Annotated in this window: 16 protein-coding genes; 9 read left to right on the forward strand and 7 right to left on the reverse strand. The window is 67.8% G+C overall.

Annotated features, from left to right (window positions below; genetic code table 11):
- The first annotated feature begins 49 nt into the window (after positions 1–49).
- From RCH15_RS08045 to RCH15_RS08065, 5 genes are read left to right on the forward strand one after another with little or no spacing between them, the layout of a single operon-like run.
- Positions 50–1270 (forward strand): type III polyketide synthase, encoded by a 1221-nt coding sequence (locus RCH15_RS08045; RefSeq protein WP_326959807.1) that lies wholly within the window; start codon positions 50–52, stop codon positions 1268–1270.
- Between the two features lie 48 nt (positions 1271–1318).
- Complete coding sequence (locus tag RCH15_RS08050) at positions 1319–1990, forward strand: class I SAM-dependent methyltransferase (RefSeq protein WP_409017160.1); 672 nt, start codon at positions 1319–1321, stop codon at positions 1988–1990.
- A complete protein-coding gene (locus RCH15_RS08055) occupies positions 1983–3152 on the forward strand; it encodes an FAD-dependent oxidoreductase (protein WP_326959811.1) in 1170 nt (389 codons plus the stop codon). Before RCH15_RS08050 ends, RCH15_RS08055 begins: the two co-directional genes overlap by 8 nt.
- 43 nt (positions 3153–3195) lie before the next feature.
- Entirely contained in the window at positions 3196–4182 is a 987-nt protein-coding gene (locus RCH15_RS08060) for a hypothetical protein (RefSeq protein WP_326959813.1), read from the forward strand.
- A 9-nt stretch (positions 4183–4191) separates the two neighbouring features.
- A complete protein-coding gene (locus tag RCH15_RS08065) occupies positions 4192–4869 on the forward strand; it encodes a peptide deformylase (protein WP_326959815.1) in 678 nt (225 codons plus the stop codon).
- 41 nt (positions 4870–4910) lie between these two features.
- On the opposite strand, the gene RCH15_RS08070 is transcribed toward RCH15_RS08065, so the two are convergent.
- Entirely contained in the window at positions 4911–6992 is a 2082-nt protein-coding gene (locus tag RCH15_RS08070; RefSeq protein ID WP_326959817.1) for a S9 family peptidase, read from the reverse strand.
- A gap of 107 nt (positions 6993–7099) precedes the next feature.
- Here RCH15_RS08070 and RCH15_RS08075 point away from each other — a divergent pair, with 107 nt between their 5' ends.
- The 4 genes from RCH15_RS08075 (at position 7100) to RCH15_RS08090 (ending at position 10331) form a co-directional block, all read left to right on the forward strand.
- Positions 7100–7969 carry a methyltransferase domain-containing protein gene (locus RCH15_RS08075; RefSeq protein WP_326959819.1) on the forward strand — a complete coding sequence of 290 codons (870 nt, stop codon included), beginning with the start codon at positions 7100–7102 and terminating at the stop codon, positions 7967–7969.
- 144 nt (positions 7970–8113) lie between these two features.
- Complete coding sequence (locus RCH15_RS08080; RefSeq protein WP_326959821.1) at positions 8114–8575, forward strand: NfeD family protein; 462 nt, start codon at positions 8114–8116, stop codon at positions 8573–8575.
- 94 nt (positions 8576–8669) lie between these two features.
- Complete coding sequence (locus RCH15_RS08085; RefSeq protein ID WP_326959823.1) at positions 8670–9698, forward strand: SPFH domain-containing protein; 1029 nt, start codon at positions 8670–8672, stop codon at positions 9696–9698.
- A 285-nt stretch (positions 9699–9983) separates the two neighbouring features.
- A complete protein-coding gene (locus RCH15_RS08090; RefSeq protein WP_024367218.1) occupies positions 9984–10331 on the forward strand; it encodes an RNA polymerase-binding protein RbpA in 348 nt (115 codons plus the stop codon).
- Positions 10332–10419: 88 nt separating this feature from the next.
- Here RCH15_RS08090 and RCH15_RS08095 read toward each other — a convergent pair whose 3' ends face one another.
- The 6 genes from RCH15_RS08095 to RCH15_RS08120 form a co-directional block, all read right to left on the reverse strand.
- Positions 10420–11163, reverse strand: a complete 744-nt coding sequence (locus tag RCH15_RS08095; RefSeq protein WP_326959825.1) for a polyprenol monophosphomannose synthase — start codon at positions 11161–11163, stop codon at positions 10420–10422.
- Between the two features lie 436 nt (positions 11164–11599).
- Positions 11600–13252: an amidohydrolase gene (locus RCH15_RS08100; RefSeq protein ID WP_326959826.1), complete on the reverse strand. Its 1653-nt coding sequence runs from the start codon at positions 13250–13252 to the stop codon at positions 11600–11602.
- 84 nt (positions 13253–13336) lie between these two features.
- Entirely contained in the window at positions 13337–16231 is a 2895-nt protein-coding gene (locus RCH15_RS08105) for a DEAD/DEAH box helicase (protein WP_326959828.1), read from the reverse strand.
- A 24-nt stretch (positions 16232–16255) separates the two neighbouring features.
- On the reverse strand, positions 16256–17092 hold the full coding sequence (gene tatC / locus RCH15_RS08110) for a twin-arginine translocase subunit TatC (RefSeq protein ID WP_326959830.1): 837 nt from the start codon (positions 17090–17092) through the stop codon (positions 16256–16258).
- Between the two features lie 6 nt (positions 17093–17098).
- A complete protein-coding gene (tatA, locus tag RCH15_RS08115; RefSeq protein WP_326959832.1) occupies positions 17099–17368 on the reverse strand; it encodes a Sec-independent protein translocase subunit TatA in 270 nt (89 codons plus the stop codon).
- A 36-nt stretch (positions 17369–17404) separates the two neighbouring features.
- A complete protein-coding gene (locus tag RCH15_RS08120) occupies positions 17405–17758 on the reverse strand; it encodes a hypothetical protein (protein WP_326959834.1) in 354 nt (117 codons plus the stop codon).
- Between the last annotated feature and the right edge of the window lie 21 nt (positions 17759–17779).

The raw sequence follows: 17779 nt of genomic DNA on the forward strand, positions 1-17779 counted from the left end.
TGCGACCGCATACATTTGTCTTCTGTGCCGGCCTCAATGAGAATGAACCATGACGGTCTACGTGAGGTCCCTGGAAACTGCTGTCCCCGCTACGGTACTGATTCAATCGGAGGCCCGGGATGTGTTTGCGGCCCAGCCGGGGCTCACCCGGCTCGGAACCCGCCTGATCAGCACATGTTTTGATTCCGCCGCGATCGACACCCGCCACACCGCCGTGGAGGAGCTGACCAAGGATCAAACCACGGACAATCCGAAATTCTTCGACGCCGGAACGGGGCTCCTGCTCAGCCCAAGCACCAAGGTTCGCAACGAAATCTTCGCGGTGGAGGCCACGAAACTCTTCGTCGAAGCGGCCCGGAAGGCCCTTGAGGCCTGCCCGGGGCTCCCCCCAACCAGCATCACGCACCTCATCACTGTCTCCTGCACCGGGTTTTTCAACCCCGGTCCGGACTACAAAATCGTCCGTGCACTTGGCCTGAATCCGTCCGTGCAGCGGTACCACCTGGGATTCATGGGCTGCTACGCCGCGTTCCCGGCACTGCGGGCAGCCAAATCCTTCTGCGAGGCTGACCCGGACGCGGTGGTCCTGGTGGTCAGCGCCGAGCTTTGCTCACTGCACGTGCGGACCTCCAACGACCCTGACACGATCATGGGATCCGCGTTGTTTGCCGATGGCGCCGCTGCCGCCGTCATCACTGCCCGCGAGGACGCCGGAGAACCGGCGCTGTTGCAGCTGGACCACTTCGAGACCGTGCTGACTCCGGTCGGCGAGGAATCCATGGCCTGGAACATCGGCGACGAGGGTTTTGAAATGGTCCTCGGCAACTACGTCCCGCACATCATCGATGACCACATCATCAGCGCCCTGGAACCGCTGCTCTCCCGCGACGACGCTCTCCGGGGACAGCCCTACAGCGACATCCGGCACTGGGCCATCCACCCGGGCGGCCGGAGCATCCTGGACAAGGTCCAGTCCCGGCTGGAGCTGAGCGATGAGCAGCTGATCCCCGCCCGGGAGACCCTGCGGAACTTCGGCAATATGAGCAGCGCCACCGTGCTGTTCGTACTCAAGCGCATCCTGGACCTGCCGCCGGCAGCGGACAGCGACGGCGGCGAACGGATTTGTTCGATGGCGTTCGGGCCCGGGCTGACGGTGGAATCCGCGTTGTTCACCAAGCTCGGCAGCCCGCTCGGCGAGGGGCGGCCGGTGTTGACCGGGAACGCGGCCGCTGACTTCCGGTCCGCGCAGCCTGCGTCAGCGCTGGCGTGAGCCCCGGTGCTCCTACTGCGCAAACGTGCGGCGCACGCCGTCGAGGAAATGGACCTGCCCGGCTGCGACCCGGACCGGCTGGACCGCACCTACGCCCAGTTCGCCCTGGTTAACCGCGCAGTCTCGGGTTGGCGCGGCATCTACCGCCGCCAAATCCGGCCACGCCTGCGCCGAGGCCCCGCCACCCTGCTGGACATCGGCTGCGGCGGCGGCGACGTGCCGGTAATGCTCTCCCGCTGGGCGGCCACGGACGGGCTCCGCCTGCACATCACAGCCATCGATCCTGATCCCCGGGCCAGCCGCTTCGCTGCGGAGCGGCATGCCGGAACCGGCGTAACGTTCCGCCGGTCCACGGCGGCTGAGCTGGCCGGCGAGAGCCTCAGCTTCGACCTGGTGGTGTCCAACCATGTGCTGCACCATCTGGGCCAGGCGGAACTTCCCGGGTTCCTGGCCGAGTCCGCGGCGTTGTGCCGCGGGACAGTCATTCACAGCGACCTGCGCCGCAGCCCGGCCGCGTACGCCCTATTCTTCGCCGGCTCCTGGCCCTTTACCGGTTCCTACATCAGGCAGGACGGGCTGACCTCCATCCGCCGCAGCTACACCGCTGCGGAACTCCGGACCGTTGCTCCGCCTGGGTGGCGGGTCGAACCCCGGGCTCCCTTCCGCAACCTGCTGGTGCTCACCAAGGACGCCGGGGCCGAGGCAGACCAAGGTGATTGACGTCCTGGTGATCGGCGGCGGCCCGGTAGGACTGTTCATGGCGGCATTGCTGCTCCAGGGGGGTGCCAGCGTCCGGATCCTGGAACGACGGACTGCACCCGAACTGCATTCCCGGGCCATCGGCATTCACCCTCCGGCGCTTGAAGCGCTCGAGGGAACCGGCGTGGCGCAGGCCCTGGTCGATGAAGGAGTACCCATCCGGTGTGGCGTCGCCGTTGCCGGCGGCAGGACCCTGGCACGCATGTCCTTCGCCGGCGTTTCGGACAGTTACCCGTTCGTCCTCGCCCTGCCGCAGTCCAGGACCGCAGCCCACCTCGAAGACCGCGTCCGCCAGCTGGACCCTGAGGCCCTGCACCGCGGTGTCCAGGTCGCCGGCCTGCACGCCGGTGCCGGCCAGGTCACCGCGGAAGCGACGAAGGCCGCTGAGACAGTCCGGTATACGGCGTCCATCGTCATCGCCGCCGACGGTGTCAGGTCCACCGTCCGCGGCCAGCTCGGAACAGCAGTACGGGCGAGGGATTATCCGGAAACCTACCTGATGGGCGATTTCGCCGACACCACAGGATTTGGTCCGGACGCGGCGCTGTTCCTGGAAAGCGGGGGCATCGTGGAGTCCTTCCCGCTGCCGGGGTCGCGGCGGCGCTGGGTGGTACGCCTTGCAGACGCCGGGAACCCGCTGGACGCCGGAAACGTAGCGGACACCGAAGTGACGGATGACGCCATCGGGCTCGCAGACCTGATTCGACGGCGGACAGGAATCGACGTCGATGCCTCGGGGAACACCATGCTGAGCCGTTTCGGCGCGCGCTCCCGGTTGGTTGACAGGATGGTGGCCGGCCGGATCGTGCTGATCGGTGATGCGGCCCACGAGATCAGCCCGATCGGTGGCCAGGGCATGAACCTGGGCTGGCTCGACGCCGTTGCCCTGGCGCCGCTCGTTCTCTCGGCGCTCGGCGGAGCAAACGTGGCGGCGGACCTGCGGGCCTTCGAGGCTGCCCGCACGCGAGCGGCCGACCGGGCAGCCCGTCAGGCCGAAATCAACATGGCGCTGGGGCGGCCGCTGCCGGCAGCACCCTGGTCGCTGCGCAACCGTGCGCTCGCTGCGGCCGCTTCGGTCCCCGCTGTCAACGGCTTCGTGGCCCGCCGGTTCACCATGCACTGACGCGGCCGGCCGGGGGGATTCCGGCCGGGAATACACTGGGCTCATGGGCTCCCTTTCCGCCCCGCTGCGCCCGTTGGCCGGCGGACCCCGATCCGTCCGGCCGGGCAGAGTTGCCGCGGCCACGGCAGCCCTGGCCCTGACCGTGTCCTGCAGCGCCGGACCCTCCGGTGCCGGCGCCCCGCCTGCCCCAGTGTCGGGGCCGCCGGCAGCAGCGTCGGGGCCGCCGGCAGCAGCGGCGCCGGTGGCCCCGGTCACCGCCGAGATCAATCAGCTCCGCGACAACTACAGCCGCCAAATCATTGCCGTCCAGCTGACGAACAACACCGCCGGCCCGGTGACGGTCCTCAGCGCAGCCGTGGCCAGTCCGCTCTTCTCCGGGACCATCGAGTGGCACGCGGCACCGGGCGGGACTGAGCTTCCGCCGGGCCAGACCAAGATCCTGCCGGCCCAGCTGCGGACACCCGTGTGCAGCCCGCCGGCAACACCGACGGACCCGGGGGCAACGGTGGCGTTCCGGCTGGCCGGGGACAGCGGTGCCGGACCCGCGGTGACGGTGCGGGCCCCTGATCCTTTTGGCGTGATGAGCCGGAACAACACGGAAATGTGCCTCGCGCAGGCTGTGGCCGAGGTCGCGGATATCCGGCTGTTGCCCGAGTTGGAGGTCCCTGCCGGTGCGCACAGCGCCGTCCTCACCCTGTCCATCACGCCGCGGCCCGGCACCGGTACCCCCGCGGCAACGCAAAGCCTGACACTTGCCCGGATCGACGGGACCACTCTCCTCGACGAGGACCCGGAGGTGCCCTGGCCGCGGTCCGTCTCGGTCCGTGCCGGGGATGCCGCCCTGCGGGTCCGTCTGGGGATCAGGCCCGCACGTTGCGATCCCCACGCCATAGCGGACGACAAAGTGGGCACGTTGTTGCCCCTCAGGGTCTCCGCGGGCGGCCGGGACGGGATCCTGAAAATCGACGCCGGCGCACTCCTGCGCGGTCGCATCTACGATTTCCTCACAACGGCCTGCGGACGCCAGTAGTCTGTTTCCATGCCTTCGATTGCCACGCCCTCCCACGCCAAGCCGACGGACTTCAGTGCCGCCCGCATCCAGGAAGCCGTTCAGCAGCTCCTGGCGGGCGGGGAACTCCCCGCCATTGTCCAGGCGGGGCATCCTGTGCTCCGGCAGATCGCCGCGCCGTACGACGGGCAACTCAGCGACGCCGAACTCTCCCAGTTCATTGACCTGTTGCGCCGGGTGATGCACAAAGCGCCCGGCGTGGGCCTGGCGGCGCCCCAGCTGGGGGTACCGTTGCAGCTGGCAGTGCTGGAAGACCAGTACGACGTCGATCCTGCCGTCGCGACGGTGCGCGGGCGGGATCCGCTGCCGTTCTTCGCCATGCTCAACCCGGGCTACCAGCCCCAGGGTGGTTCCACTGCGGCGTTCTACGAAGGGTGCCTGTCCCTGGCCGGGCTCCAGGCCGCCGTCACCCGGCCCGCCCAGGTGCTGCTGGATTTCACCGCTCCCGACGGGAGCCCGCAGCAGCGGGAATTCCGCGGCTGGCAAGCGCGGATCGTCCAGCACGAAACCGACCACCTGCACGGCATTCTTTACCTGGACCGCTCCGAGCTGCGCTCCCTCACCACCAATGCAGAGTATTCGGCCCGCTGGGCGCACCCCGACATCAGCCTCGCCCGGCAGGAACTCGGGTTCCTGCCGGGCCGGTAGGGCCGGTGATCACGCCGGACCTGCGGTGCCAGCGGCGGCTCTTAGGCCCGAGCCGCGGGTGCCGGGTTGGCGGCCGTCGGAAGGTACCGGGCCCACCACTGCAGGATCCGGTCGAAGCGCTGCTTGCGGTGGTGCGGTGTCCCGCTGCGCGAAAGTTCATGGTTCTCTCCCGGAAAGACCAGGAACGCAGCCTGAACCCCCAGCTGTTTGAGCGCGGTGAAGTAGCGCTGGCCCTGCTCCACCGGGCACCGGAGATCCTCCTCGCTGTGAATGATGAGGGAGGGGGTGCGCACCTGGTCCACGCGGGCCATCGGGCTTTGGGCTGCCATGAGTTCGGCCGTGCCGCCGGTATATTCCCCGCCGAAGAACCAGCCGATGTCTGAGGACCCCGTAAAGCTCACGGGATCGAGAAAACCGCGTTCCACGATCGCGGCCCGAAAGCGGTGGTCGTGGCTGATGGTCCAGGCGGTGAGGTAGCCGCCATAGGAGCCCCCCATGATGCCGAGCGCGCCGGGGTCGAGCTCGTCGTCGGCGGTCAGCGCGCCGTCGAGGAACGCCAGGACGTCCTGCATGTCCAGGGTTCCCATCTTCTCCTTGATGGACCGTCCATGGTCCTGTCCGTAACCTGCAGAACCACGGGGGTTGCACATCAGGACCGCATAGCCGGCGTCGGCATAGACCTGGGCTTCGTCGAAAAGGGCCCCGGTGAACTGGGCGAACGGGCCGCCGTGGATGTTCAGCAGGACCGGGTGCGGGCCCTCGCCCGGTGGCTTCACGAGCCAGCCGTGGACGGAATAGCCGTCGGTGGACGGAATGGTGAGCTCTAGCGGTTCCAGAATGCCGGCCCCGGACCGCAGCGGTGCGGAGAAGTCCGTCAGGAGCCGGAGCTGCCCGTTTTCCAGCATTGCCACATCGCCGGCTGTGGACGCGTCTGCGAAACTGACCGCAAGCGAACCCCCGTTCGCGGCGGCGCCGGTGACTACGCGGCTGCCATGGACCAGTACCCGGTGGTCCCCCAGGGCGCTGAATTCGATCAGCTCGACCGTTCCCCGGGCGTTGTTCAGCAGCAGGGCCGAGTCCGGGCCCGCCAGTTCAAGCCTGCCGTCGCAGCTCAGGTCCATGGTCTGAACGTCACTGAGCAGCGTCGCGTCGCCACCGCCGGCAGGCATCTTGTACAAGGCGGTGTTGCGTGCCACGAAGTCCTGCCCCGAGCGTCCGAGGTCCTGGGCGAGGAAGAACAGCCACTTCCCGTCGTGTGACTGGCGCGCAGCGTGGACTGTCTGCCTGCCGGTGTTCGCCGGCGCGAGGAGCACCGGATCCGCGCCCCCGGTGCTTTCTCCCGCCGCTCCGCCGACCGGAAGACGGTAGATGCCGCTTGCCAGATCGGCGTCGCTGCCCTCGTGCAGGGCGGCGGTGAAGTACACGGACCGCCCGTCGGTCCCGAAGCTCGCGCCGGTATGGTCGGTGGCTGCGGTGGTCAGCTGCTCTGCGGCGGGCAGCAGGGACCCGGCTGCCCCGTCAGTGCTCCCGTCGGAGGCAACTGCGGCGGCGCGGTCTTTCACAGCGCGTCCCCGCGGGGGGACCCTGGGTTCGGCACCGAGCTCCGGTACGTCGACGACGAAGAGCTGGGCCGGTTTGTCGGCCGTGTACCCGACACCGTTCATCCGGTACTTGTAGTCGGTGATCAGCCGGGCGTCCTCGCTGCCGGCGCCGACCCCGTCGATGCTGCCGTAGCGGCCGGCCGCCGGGATCCGGGCGGCATAAACGACGCGCCGGGAGTCGGGGGACCACGCAAACTCGAGCACGCCCAGCGGTGCGTCGGTGACCGGCTGCGGCTCCCCGCCGCCGGCCTCCACAATGTGCAGCTGCGGCTTGCCGCCGGCGGTGGCACGCAGGAATGCGAGCACGAGCCCGTCCGGCGAGAAGTCCGGGGCCGTGTCGCGGAAACCGCGGGTCAGCCGGCGCGGCGCACGCCCCGGGTCCAGCGGCACGGTCCACAACTGGCCTACGTACGCATCCGCGTCGAAGTCAGGCCTGGTCACGGAGACCACGGCGCGCCGGCCGTCCGGATGCACGGCGGGGGTGGACACGGAATTCAGCAGGGGCAAATGATCGGATTTCACGTGTGCGAGCCTAACCCCAGTTTCTGCGGCAGTGAAATAGCTCACGTCAACGGGTCTGCGGCGCCGACCGGGGCCACAGACATCACGCCGAGCCTAGGATGGACAGTATGCCACCCGCCCGCGCTTCTTCGCTGCTGTGCCCGGTCTGCCGGGCCCGTCTCACCCCGAGCGGGACACGGACGCTGGGGTGCCCTGCCGGCCACAGTTTTGATGCCGCCAAACAGGGGTACTTTAACTTGCTGGTGGGAAAAGGCACCGTCTTTGAAGCAGATACGGCCGACATGGTGGCGGCACGCTTCGACTTCCTCTCCGCCGGCCATTACCGCCCGCTCGCGGACGCCGTGGCCGACTGCGCAGTCCGGGCCCTCGCCGGTGGCACTCCGGACACGCCGCAGACAGTGCTGGACGCGGGCACCGGAACAGGACACTACCTCCGCGAGGTCCTGGACCAGGCGGCGCGGGAAGCGGCCCCTGTACAGGCGGTCGGCCTGGATATCTCGAAATACGCTCTTCGCCGGGCCGCGAAACTGAACCCCGAAGCCGTGAACCTCGTCAGTGACGTGTGGCAGCCGCTGCCGTTGGCCGACAGCGCTGTCGACGTCGTCACCGTCGTCTTTGCCCCGCGCAACGCCGGTGAGTTCGCCAGGGTGCTGCGGCCGGGCGGCCGGTTGATAGTCGTCACACCGCGGCCGGGCCACCTTCAGGAGGTGGCTGGCCGGGCCGGCATGCTCGGGATCGATCCGGCCAAGGAGGAGCGGCTCGCGGCGTCGCTGGGCGGTTCTTTCTCTCCGGCTTCCACCGAGGACCTTGATGTCCCGCTCCGGCTCGCCCCGGAGGATGTCACCCGGCTGGCTCTCATGGGCCCGGCCGGGCACCATCTGGACCGGACCACGCTGGCGACGCTCGCCGCCGGACTTCCCCCGCTGACAGCCGTGACGGCCCGGTTCCGGATCGGCGTTTTCCGGCCGCTGGGCTGACCGCCGGCTGACCCGGTGGTAACGACTTGGGTACATTCAACAACGGCTGTCCGCTTCCCTCGGCGGCGGGTGCCGTTCGGTTTAGGATGGAGTCACGGTTACTGAGGGCCTGAGCACGCAGACCCCGGGGGCGAAGGGGAAAAGATGTTGGAATGGCTGCCTGAAAACTGGTGGGCGTTGTGGCTCACGGCGTTCCTGGTGTTCGCCGTAGTCGAAATGCTCACCCTCGACCTGTTCTTCATCATGCTGGGCGGCGGAGCCCTCGCCGGGCTGGTCGCGTCCTTCGCCGGCGCCGACCTCGGCCTGCAAATCGTCGCCTTCTGCGTCGTGTCCTTGCTGATGATCGGTTTCATCCGGCCCGTGGCCCTCAAGCACCTCCACAAGGGCCCCGCCGACAGCCGCAGCAACATCGAGCGGCTGATTGGTGAATCCGCCCTCGTCATGGAATCAGTCAGCGCCAACGGCGGCCTGGTCAAGATCGGCGGTGACGTTTGGAGCGCCCGGTCAGAGAACGGCGTCCTGGCACCCGGCCAGCATGCGATCGTCAGCGCCATCGACGGCGCCACCGCCGTCGTTGCCCAGCAGCCCGAAACCGCCATCCAGTAGCCCGCACAGGAATTCCGGCCGCCGGTACCGGCGCCGGGGACGGCGGGACACCGCCGCACACCATAGCAAGACCAAGCTGGGGAATAGGTGATGTATGGATATCGCAGTCGCAATCGTGCTGCTGGTGCTCGTCGCGTTCGTGATAATCGTCTTGGTCCGGTCCGTGCGGATTGTCCCGCAGGCCCGCGCCGGCGTCGTCGAACGGCTCGGCAAGTACCAGCGGACGCTGAACCCCGGCCTCACGATTCTGATTCCGTTCGTGGACCGGCTGCTGCCGCTGCTGGACCTCCGCGAACAGGTGGTGTCCTTCCCGCCTCAGCCGGTCATCACGGAGGACAACCTCGTGGTCTCGATCGACACTGTGGTGTACTTCCAGGTAACGGACGCGCGTGCGGCCACGTACGAGATCGCCAACTACATCCAGGCGGTCGAGCAGCTCACCACGACGACGCTCCGAAACGTCGTCGGTGGCCTGAACCTCGAAGAGGCTCTGACCTCACGCGACCAGATCAATGGCCAGCTCCGCGGCGTGCTGGATGAAGCGACCGGCCGCTGGGGCATCCGCGTTTCCCGGGTGGAGCTCAAAGCCATTGATCCGCCCCACTCCATTCAGGATTCGATGGAGAAGCAGATGCGCGCTGAACGTGACCGCCGCGCCGCCATCCTGACCGCGGAAGGCACCAAGCAGTCCGCCATCCTCACCGCCGAAGGCCAGCGGCAGTCCTCGATCCTCAAGGCGGAAGGTGACGCCAAAGCGGCGATTCTGCGGGCCGACGGCGAGGCCCAGGCCATCCAGAAGGTCTTCGATGCGATCCACAAGGGCAACCCCGACCAGAAACTCCTCGCATACCAGTACCTGCAGACCCTCCCCAAGATCGCGGAAGGCTCCGCGAACAAGTTGTGGATCATCCCGAGTGAAGTCGGCGAGGCGCTCAAAGGAATCGGCAATGCGCTGGGCGGCAGCAAGGACGGCCAGCTCAACGACGGGCTCTTTGGGCCCGGCTCCGACGCGGCGGCGGAGCCCGCGGCCACCCCTCCGGCGGCTCCCGCGGCCGCCCCTGTCAGCACCAAGCCAATCAGCACCAACCCCGCGGCGGGCATCGGCGTTCAGCCGCAGGCCTAGCCGCTGGGCCTTCTGAGGGAGGCGTCCGCCTGGCGGGCGCCTCCCTTTGCGTTGCCCGCGACCGGGCAGGCTTTACCCGCGGCGGTTCGTTCCCGTATAGTTGAGTATTTGTCCGGCTGGTTCAGTCCGGCGGAACATTTAAGCTTCGCAAAGCGTTTTATCCAGTGACGATACATCCGGTGTGGGTTCCGTGAGACGGCGCGATGCAGACAGTTGTCCGGCGCGGCCTTACGGCCCCCGGCGAACGCAGGGCGTGACCCTGCGAACCGAATAGAGGGAGAAAAGATGAGCGATCGCAGCCTGCGGGGTATGCGCTTGGGCGCACAGAGCATGGAAACCGAATCCGGCGTTGAGCCGGCCCCGCGCCAGCGTGTCGAGTACCGTTGCGCGGATGGCGAGCAGGTGTTCGTGACCTTCTCTTCGGAAGCCGAAATCCCTCCGGTATGGGTATCCAAAACCGGCAAGGAAGCCTTGCTCGTCGACGGCGAACGCCCTGTGAACCTCAATGAAAAGGCAGTCCGCACGCACTGGGACATGCTTCTTGAGCGTCGTTCGCTGCCCGAGCTGGAGCAGATTCTCGAGGACCGCCTGACCATCCTGCGTGAACGCCGCGGCGAACGCCGTTCGGCCTAGGGCCACAGCCGCCGCCACAGCAAGAAAGGGCCGGATCCGCATTCCCACGACGGGAAGCGGATCCGGCCCTTTGCGTGGGCCGTCCGGGCTAGGATTTCTTGCGGTTGAGTTTCCCGGCGAGGGTGCTCCAGCGGGCAGCCAGTCCCCACTTCGTCACGTTGACCATGGCCTCGACCACGATGTTGCCGCTCATCTTTGAAGCGCCGAGCTCGCGCTCAACGAAGGTGATGGGGCGTTCGACGATTGTCAGCCCCAGCTTCGCTACACGCCACGCCAGATCCACCTGGAAACCGTAGCCGACCGAGTCGACGGCGTCGAGGTTCAGTTTCTCCAGAGTGCTCCGGCGGAACGCCCGGAAGCCCCCGGTGACGTCCTTGATCTGCAGGCCCAAAAGAAGCCGGGCGTAAGTGCTGCCGACCCGGGAGATGGCCTGCCGGTACAGCGGCCAGTTGACGACGCTGCCGCCGGGCACCCAGCGGGAGCCCATGGCAAGGTCGGCGCCCTGCTCGACAGCCTCCAGCAACTGGGGAAGCTGTTCCGGCTGGTGCGAACCGTCGGCGTCCATCTCGACAAGGACGTCGTAACCGGCGTCGAGACCCCACCTGAATCCGGCGATGTAGGCGGCGCCGAGGCCGGCCTTACCTGCGCGGTGCAGGACGTGGACCTGGCTGTCCTCAGCGGCGAAGCGGTCCGCCAGCTGCCCGGTGCCGTCGGGGCTATTGTCATCCACCACCAGAACGTCGGAGTGCGGCACGGCAGTGCGCAGGCGCCCGAGGGTCTTGGGCAACGATTCCAGCTCGTTGTAGGTCGGGATAATCGTGAGGACACGCACAGCGGGGCCTTTCCTTGAAGGGAGCGGTCGAACGCCGGGCGGTCAGTGAAGCGACACCGGGCGCAACTCTCCATTATAGGCAATCGCCGGACCCGTTGAGCCCACGTGGTCTCCGGGCAGGTCCACCCGCTTCGGGCCAGTTCCGGCAGCCAGCGGAAAGCGCCGCCGGAACCGTTTTCTGCTGCGAAGTGGACCCGCCCCCTGGGGGTACCCATGGCCACGACCAAGACGAGTTGCCGCGATGGTGGCAACTCCAAATGACCGGGGGACGTCCGGAGGAAGCGTCGTCCGCAAACCCTCCGTTGAGCCTCAATGCTACGGGGAGGCCATGATCTGTCAACCGCTCCGTGACCTGCCGATTCTCCTATTGCTGCAGGTCAGGGCGGCATCCACCCGGTTGAAGTTTCGGGGCCGACCTCGCAGGCCCGGCCCCTGGTCAGGCCCGGAGCGAGCCGCTGGCGAACAATTCCCGGCCGTCCCGGACGGTCTGCAGGCAGGCCGGATCGGTGCCGGTATCCAGGGCAGGCAGCAGCGGCGTGCGGGCGCGGGGGTCGGTGCTCCAGGACTGGACCCGGCCGTCGGCTACCTGGACCATGAGCTCCTCCACTTCCCATACGGCGAAACTGGCGGGAGCGCCGGGCACCAGCTGGCCGGCCATCGGGTTCCGGTACCGGGCAGCCCGCCAGCCAGCCCGGGTGTGGCCGAGGAACGCCGCACGGGCCGAGATCTGCTCCGCGGGGTTGTTGTGCTGCAGGCAGGCCCGGACGCTGTCCCAGGGCCGCAAGGGCGTAACCGGGCTGTCGCTGCCAAAGCAAACCGGGACTCCGGCGGCGTAAATGGAGGCGAAGGGGTTCATGCCACCGCGCCGGGACCCAAGGCGCCGGGCGTAGAGACCGTCCGCACTCCCCCAGGCCGCATCAAAGCCCGGCTGGGCGCTGACCGTCACGGAGTAGCTGGCGAGCCTGCGGATGGATTCGGCGTCGGCGAGTTCGACGTGTTCCAGGCGGTGGCCGGCGGATCTGACTTTCTGTTCTCCGACTTCTGCCGCAGCCAGGTCGAGGGCGTCGAGCGCGGCATCCAGTCCGGCGTCGCCAATCACATGGAATCCGGCCTGGACGCCCAGCAGCGAGCACGCGGCGAGGTGGGCCGCGGCCTCCGCCACGGACAGGTACAGGCTGCCGCGCTCCCCTGGGGCGTCGCTGTAGTCCGCGCGCAGGGCCGCGGTCCGCGAACCGATCGAGCCGTCCATGTTGAGGTCACCGGCAAGGCCGAGCACTGGAACACCCAGGCCGTCGAGAATGGACCGGGCATGATCTGCCGACGTGGCCAGCTCGCCCCAGTACGGCAGAATCTCCGGGACCGCGGCCGGTCCTGTGTTCCAGGCGGAGGCCAGCTGAAGGTCCTCGACGCTGCCGATATGCGGCGCCGCCATTTCGGCAAGGGCCACATAGCCGTTGGCTGCCGCTTCGGCGAGGGCCAGCTGCTGGTATCCGCGCAGCGCCGCGGCGGGCAGGCGGCGGGCCGCGAGCCGGGCAGCGGTGTGCGCGGCACGTTTGACCTGGCTGCCGGCACCGGAGCCGTCGACGCCGTCCAGATCTGCGCCCGCCGCCAGTGAGGAGGACACCAGGGCCGAGTGCACGTCAACCCGGGAGAGGTAGACGTTCCGTCCGCCGGCCGCGCGTTCGAGTTCCTCCCGGGATGGCAGCGCCGGGTCCGGCCACCGGGTCTCGTCCCAGCCGTGGCCCAGGACGGTGCCGCCCGCGCTGGAGCCGGAGGCGCTGGCGACGGCGTCGAGCAGTTCCCCGGCAGAACGCACACCGGCGAGCTGCAGCGAGTCCAGCGAAATGCCCGTCTCGGTCAGGTGGACATGGGAATCCACGAAGCCGGGGGCGAGCAGCGCACCGTGAAGGTCAATGACTTCCATGGAGGCGTCGGCGATTGAGGTGGCAGCCTGCTCGGAACCGACCCAGGCAACGGTGTCGCCGTCGACCAGCATGGCCGTGGCGAAGGGGTCCGCGGCGGTGTAGACCGAACCGTTCCGGTACAGCGTTACCTTGCGGGGCGCGGGGGTGGCCGGGAAATCGGTCATGGCTCTGGGACTCCTTGCAACTGGCGCCCGGCACAGGCCGGACGGATCGGACGACGGTGGGGACGGGCCGGGTGGCCGGGGCGGTCACGCCACGGAGGAGTAAGCGACGACGCCGCGCTTAATCAGTGTGATCGCGTCCCCGCAGAGCCGCGAGACCCGCGGGTCCAGCGTCGGGATTTTCGCGAGCTGGTCCAGCAGGTCAATGACCTGCTTCACCCACCGGACGAAATCGCCGGCCGCCAGGTCTGTGCCGCTGAGGACGTCCTGCAGGTGCCGGCCCCTGGCCCACTTGAAGATCGGCCAGACCAGGCCGAGCTCGGGTTCTCCGGTCAGCGGCAGCTTGTTGGCTTCCTCAACATCTTCCAGCGCGGACCATTCAGAGACCACGATGTCGACAGCCGATTCCAGCGAGACGCTCGGCATCTTGGGCCGGAGCCCGCGTTCCTCGCGTTTGGCCTGGTAAACCAGGACACTGGCCAGGGCCGCGACCTCCGCGGCGTCGAGGTCGCTGAACGCGCCCAGCCGCAGGGACTGCGAGATCAGCAGGTCCTTTTCGCCGTAGATCCGGCGCAGCCGTTGACCGTCGGGGCTGATGGTCAGCGCTCCGGCGTCGGACGTTTCCAGGTAGCCGTAGCTGGAGAGCACACCGCACACCCGGTCGAAGGTCTTGGCGATGGTGTTGGTGCGTCCCTGGATATTGCGCACCAGACCGTCGGTTTCCTGGCGGAGTTTCCAGTAGCGTTCGGACCAGCGCGCGTGGTCCTCCCGTTCGCTGCAGCCGTGGCATGGGTGGGCGCGGAGCTGGCGGCGCAGCTCGGCGATCCGTTTTTCCTGATCAGGCTGGGCAGCGGCGCGGCCGAAGTCCTCGTTCCGGCTCGGCGGGGCGGGGGGCCGGTTTTCCCGGAGGGCGTTCCGGACCGATGACGCCAGATCGCGTCGCGACTTGGGCACCTTGGCGTTGAAGGATTTGGGGATCCTGACCCGAGTGATGGGGGTCAGCGGCCCCTCCACGTCCTGGGTTCCGATCCGCCGCAGCTGATTGTCCAGCGTCATGACGGCGGGCCGGGGCTCGCGGGAGTGGTGGTCGGAGCTCAGGACGACGGCGAGTCCGGGCGCCCGGCCGGTCGGAACATCCACCACATCGCCGGGCAGCAACCGGCTCAGGGAGTCCTCGGTGACGGATTTCCTGGCCCGGGAACTGGTTTGGGAGGCGTTCTTCTCGGCGTCGGAAAGTGCCCGCCGGATCCGGGAATAGTCGGTAAAGTCGCCGAGGTGGCAGTTCATCGCCTTGCTGAACCCGGCCAGGGACTCCTCGCGGCTGCGCACTTGCTTTGCCAGCCCCACCACTGAGCGGTCCGCCTGGAACTGGGCGAAGGAGGATTCGAGGATCTCGCGGGCCCTGGGCCGGCCGAACTGCGCCAGCAGGTTGATGGACATGTTGTAGGTGGGCCTGAAACTGGAATTCAGCGGATACGTCCGCCGCGAAGCGAGGCCGGCCACGGCCGCGGGGTCGGTGCCGGGCTGCCATAGGACCACGGCGTGGCCCTCGACGTCGATCCCGCGCCTGCCCGCTCGTCCGGTCAGCTGCGTGTACTCCCCCGCAGTGATGTTGACGTGCGCTTCACCGTTGAACTTGTCCAGTTTTTCCAGCACGACGGACCGTGCAGGCATATTGACGCCGAGCGCCAGGGTTTCCGTCGCAAACACGGCCTTGACGAGCCCGTCAACGAAGAGCTTCTCCACCACTTCCTTGAAGGTGGGCAGCATTCCGGCATGGTGTGCTGCGAGCCCGCGGAGCAGCCCGTCGCGCCAGCTCCAGAAGCCCAGGACGTCCAGGTCGTCAGGGGGGATGTCCTGGGCCGCCTCGTCAACCCGCCGGGCGATGATGAGCTGTTCCTGCTCGGTGGTCAGCCACAGACCCGCAGCAACGCACTGGGCGACGGCGGCGTCGCAGCCGGCGCGGGAAAAGATGAAGGTGATGGCCGGCAGGAAGTCCTGCCGGTCCAGGCTGGCGATGACCTGGGGACGGCTGGCCTTCCGGACGGGGCTGCGCGGGCCGCCTTGGGGGACCTCGTCGCGCCTGCCGCTCTGGCGCCGCTGGTTCCGGCCACCGTGCCCGAACCGGCCGCGGAAGTTCATTTGGCTTTCGGCACGGGCCATCGAGAGCAGCTCGGGGTTCACCTCGAAGTCCGGCCGGGTATCGACGGCAGCGGAAACTGCGCCGGCGGCTGCCGCCACCGCTGCCGCCTCACCGGCCGGGGCGATCTCATCGAAGCTGGTGTCGCCTGCGAAGAGATCCACGATCTTCCGGCCCACCATGACGTGCTGCCACAGCGGCACGGGGCGGTGCTCGGAGACGATGACGTCGGTCTGGCCGCGGACGGTGTCCAGCCAGGCGCCGAATTCCTCGGCGTTGGAAACGGTGGCGCTCAGCGAGGCCACCTGGACCTCGGTGGGTAAGTGGATGATGACTTCCTCCCAGACGGCGCCGCGGAAGCGGTCGGCCAGGTAGTGGACTTCATCCATGACGACGTAGCCGAGATCGCCCAGCGTGCTGGAGTCGGCGTAGAGCATGTTCCGGAGCACCTCGGTGGTCATCACCACCACCGGAGCATCACCGTTGATGCTGGTGTCGCCGGTCAGCAGCCCCACCCGGTCGGCACCGTACTTGTCAGCCAGCTCCGAATACTTCTGGTTGGACAATGCCTTGATCGGGGTGGTGTAGAACGCCTTGAGTCCGCGCTGCAGAGCCAGATAGACGGCGAACTCCCCCACGATGGTCTTGCCGGCGCCTGTGGGGGCAGCCACCAGGACGCCGCGCCCGCCCTGCAGGGACAGACAGGCCTCGCGCTGGAAGTCATCGAGTTCGAACGCCAGGGTACGGATGAAACCGCCCAGGTGCGTCTTGGCTTCTGCGGCCCGTTCGGCGCTGGCTCGGTAACGTTCAGACGGCGATTCCGGCCCGGGTAGTGAGGACATGCTTCCAGCCTAATGCGCCGGGAGCTAGAGATTCTCCAGCTCTGCGCCGGGAGTCGCCTGGTCCGCGGTCGCCTCGGTCTCGGCAGCGCGTTTGATGGCGCGGCGGTCCCGGCGGCGGTCGTTGAGCAGGCACAGGCCGATGGCGGCGAAGAAGAGCAGGAGCATGGGCCCGGCAAGGTAGAACATACTCATGGCGTCGGCTCCGGGCGCGGCCATGGCGGCGAACAGGCAGACCAGGAAGACGGTGATGCGCCAGCTCTTGACGAGTTGCTTGCCCTTGACGATTCCCACCAGGTTCAGCCCGACGAGGACCACGGGCAGCAGGAAAGCGATGCCGAAGGCCAGCAGGAGCCGGAGTACGAAGGACAGGTACACCTGGGCGCTGATGAAGTTGGAGCCGCCGGAGGGAGTGAAATCGGTGAGCACCCGCACGGCGTTGGGAAGCACCAGCCAGGCCAGCAGGACACCGCCCACGAACAGCGGCACGGCGGCAGCCACGAACGACAGGGCGATCCGGCGTTCCTTTTTGTGCAGGCCGGGCACGATGAACGCCCACAGCTGGTACAGCCACACCGGGCTGGCAAGGATCAGGCCCAGGAACACCGACACCTGGATCATCAAGTCAAACGAACTCGCGACGCCGTCGAAGTTGAGCGTCGCCTGGCGGCCTTCGTGGGTATTGAGGTCCGTGATCGGTTTGATCAGCGCAGCGAGCATCGGTTGGTAGACGAGGAACCCGACGACGGTTCCCAGTACGACGGCTATCGCGGACTTGAAGAGGCGGTTCCGCAGTTCCTTGAGGTGATCGAGGAGCGCCATCCTCCCCTCGGGGTTCGACCGGCGGCCCATGGTTACTGCCATGCGGTGTTAGGCGCGGTTCGGCGGCGGAACGTCGGTTCCGTCAGAGGCGCGGGTTTCCGCCCCGGCGGACTTCGGGTGGTTCACAACCCGGCCCACGACGGGCTCGGCGCCGTCGGGAGTGTCCGTGGCGCCGTCCTTTTTCATTTCCCGGACTTCCGACTTAAAGATACGCATGGACTGGCCCAGGCTGCGGGCCATGCCGGGCAGCTTCGGTGCAGCGAAAAGCACCAATGCCAGAACGATGATGATGATGAGATGCCAGCCTTCAAGCCTCATGACAGGAGGTCCTTTCGTTTGAGTTCAATCCTACGTCTAACTGATTTCGATGTCGTTCAGCCGCTGGGGCTGGCCGCGGCCCCTTTTGCGCTGGACGCGGCGCTGACGGCGGTTCTCCTGGCGGGCGGATTTGCCTGCGCGGTAATCATGCCCCATCTGCACGGGTGAGGCGAAAACCGCGGATCCGGGTTCCTGCTCTGTGCCCCGGCCGGCCTGGCTCTCCAGCTCCGCGCCGGGCGACGGCAGGGTGGAGAACCGCTCCTCCGCCGCGCCGAGTTCTTTGACCGTGGCCATGAAGTTCCGGAACAACCGGACCCCGAGCACGAGGAAGAACAGCAGGGACAGCGCAACGAGCGCTATCCAGATTACGATCCAGGACCACCAAGGCATGCTGAGTAGTCTATCCGCCGC

The organism is Arthrobacter sp. MP_M4 (assembly GCF_035984855.1).
Classification (GTDB): domain Bacteria; phylum Actinomycetota; class Actinomycetes; order Actinomycetales; family Micrococcaceae; genus Arthrobacter.

What these genes read in the sequence shown, in the direction of transcription:
- RCH15_RS08045 (WP_326959807.1), top strand. Translation starts at nt 50, where the DNA reads ATGACGGTCTACGTGAGGTCCCTGGAAACTGCTGTCCCCGCTACGGTA.
- RCH15_RS08050 (WP_409017160.1), top strand. Translation starts at nt 1,319, where the DNA reads ATGGACCTGCCCGGCTGCGACCCGGACCGGCTGGACCGCACCTACGCC.
- RCH15_RS08060 (WP_326959813.1), top strand. Translation starts at nt 3,196, where the DNA reads ATGGGCTCCCTTTCCGCCCCGCTGCGCCCGTTGGCCGGCGGACCCCGA.
- RCH15_RS08065 (WP_326959815.1), top strand. Translation starts at nt 4,192, where the DNA reads ATGCCTTCGATTGCCACGCCCTCCCACGCCAAGCCGACGGACTTCAGT.
- RCH15_RS08075 (WP_326959819.1), top strand. Translation starts at nt 7,100, where the DNA reads ATGCCACCCGCCCGCGCTTCTTCGCTGCTGTGCCCGGTCTGCCGGGCC.
- RCH15_RS08080 (WP_326959821.1), top strand. Translation starts at nt 8,114, where the DNA reads ATGTTGGAATGGCTGCCTGAAAACTGGTGGGCGTTGTGGCTCACGGCG.
- RCH15_RS08085 (WP_326959823.1), top strand. Translation starts at nt 8,670, where the DNA reads ATGGATATCGCAGTCGCAATCGTGCTGCTGGTGCTCGTCGCGTTCGTG.
- RCH15_RS08090 (WP_024367218.1), top strand. Translation starts at nt 9,984, where the DNA reads ATGAGCGATCGCAGCCTGCGGGGTATGCGCTTGGGCGCACAGAGCATG.
- RCH15_RS08100 (WP_326959826.1), bottom strand. Translation starts at nt 13,252, where the DNA reads ATGACCGATTTCCCGGCCACCCCCGCGCCCCGCAAGGTAACGCTGTAC.
- RCH15_RS08105 (WP_326959828.1), bottom strand. Translation starts at nt 16,231, where the DNA reads ATGTCCTCACTACCCGGGCCGGAATCGCCGTCTGAACGTTACCGAGCC.
- tatC (WP_326959830.1), bottom strand. Translation starts at nt 17,092, where the DNA reads ATGGCAGTAACCATGGGCCGCCGGTCGAACCCCGAGGGGAGGATGGCG.
- tatA (WP_326959832.1), bottom strand. Translation starts at nt 17,368, where the DNA reads ATGAGGCTTGAAGGCTGGCATCTCATCATCATCATCGTTCTGGCATTG.
- RCH15_RS08120 (WP_326959834.1), bottom strand. Translation starts at nt 17,758, where the DNA reads ATGCCTTGGTGGTCCTGGATCGTAATCTGGATAGCGCTCGTTGCGCTG.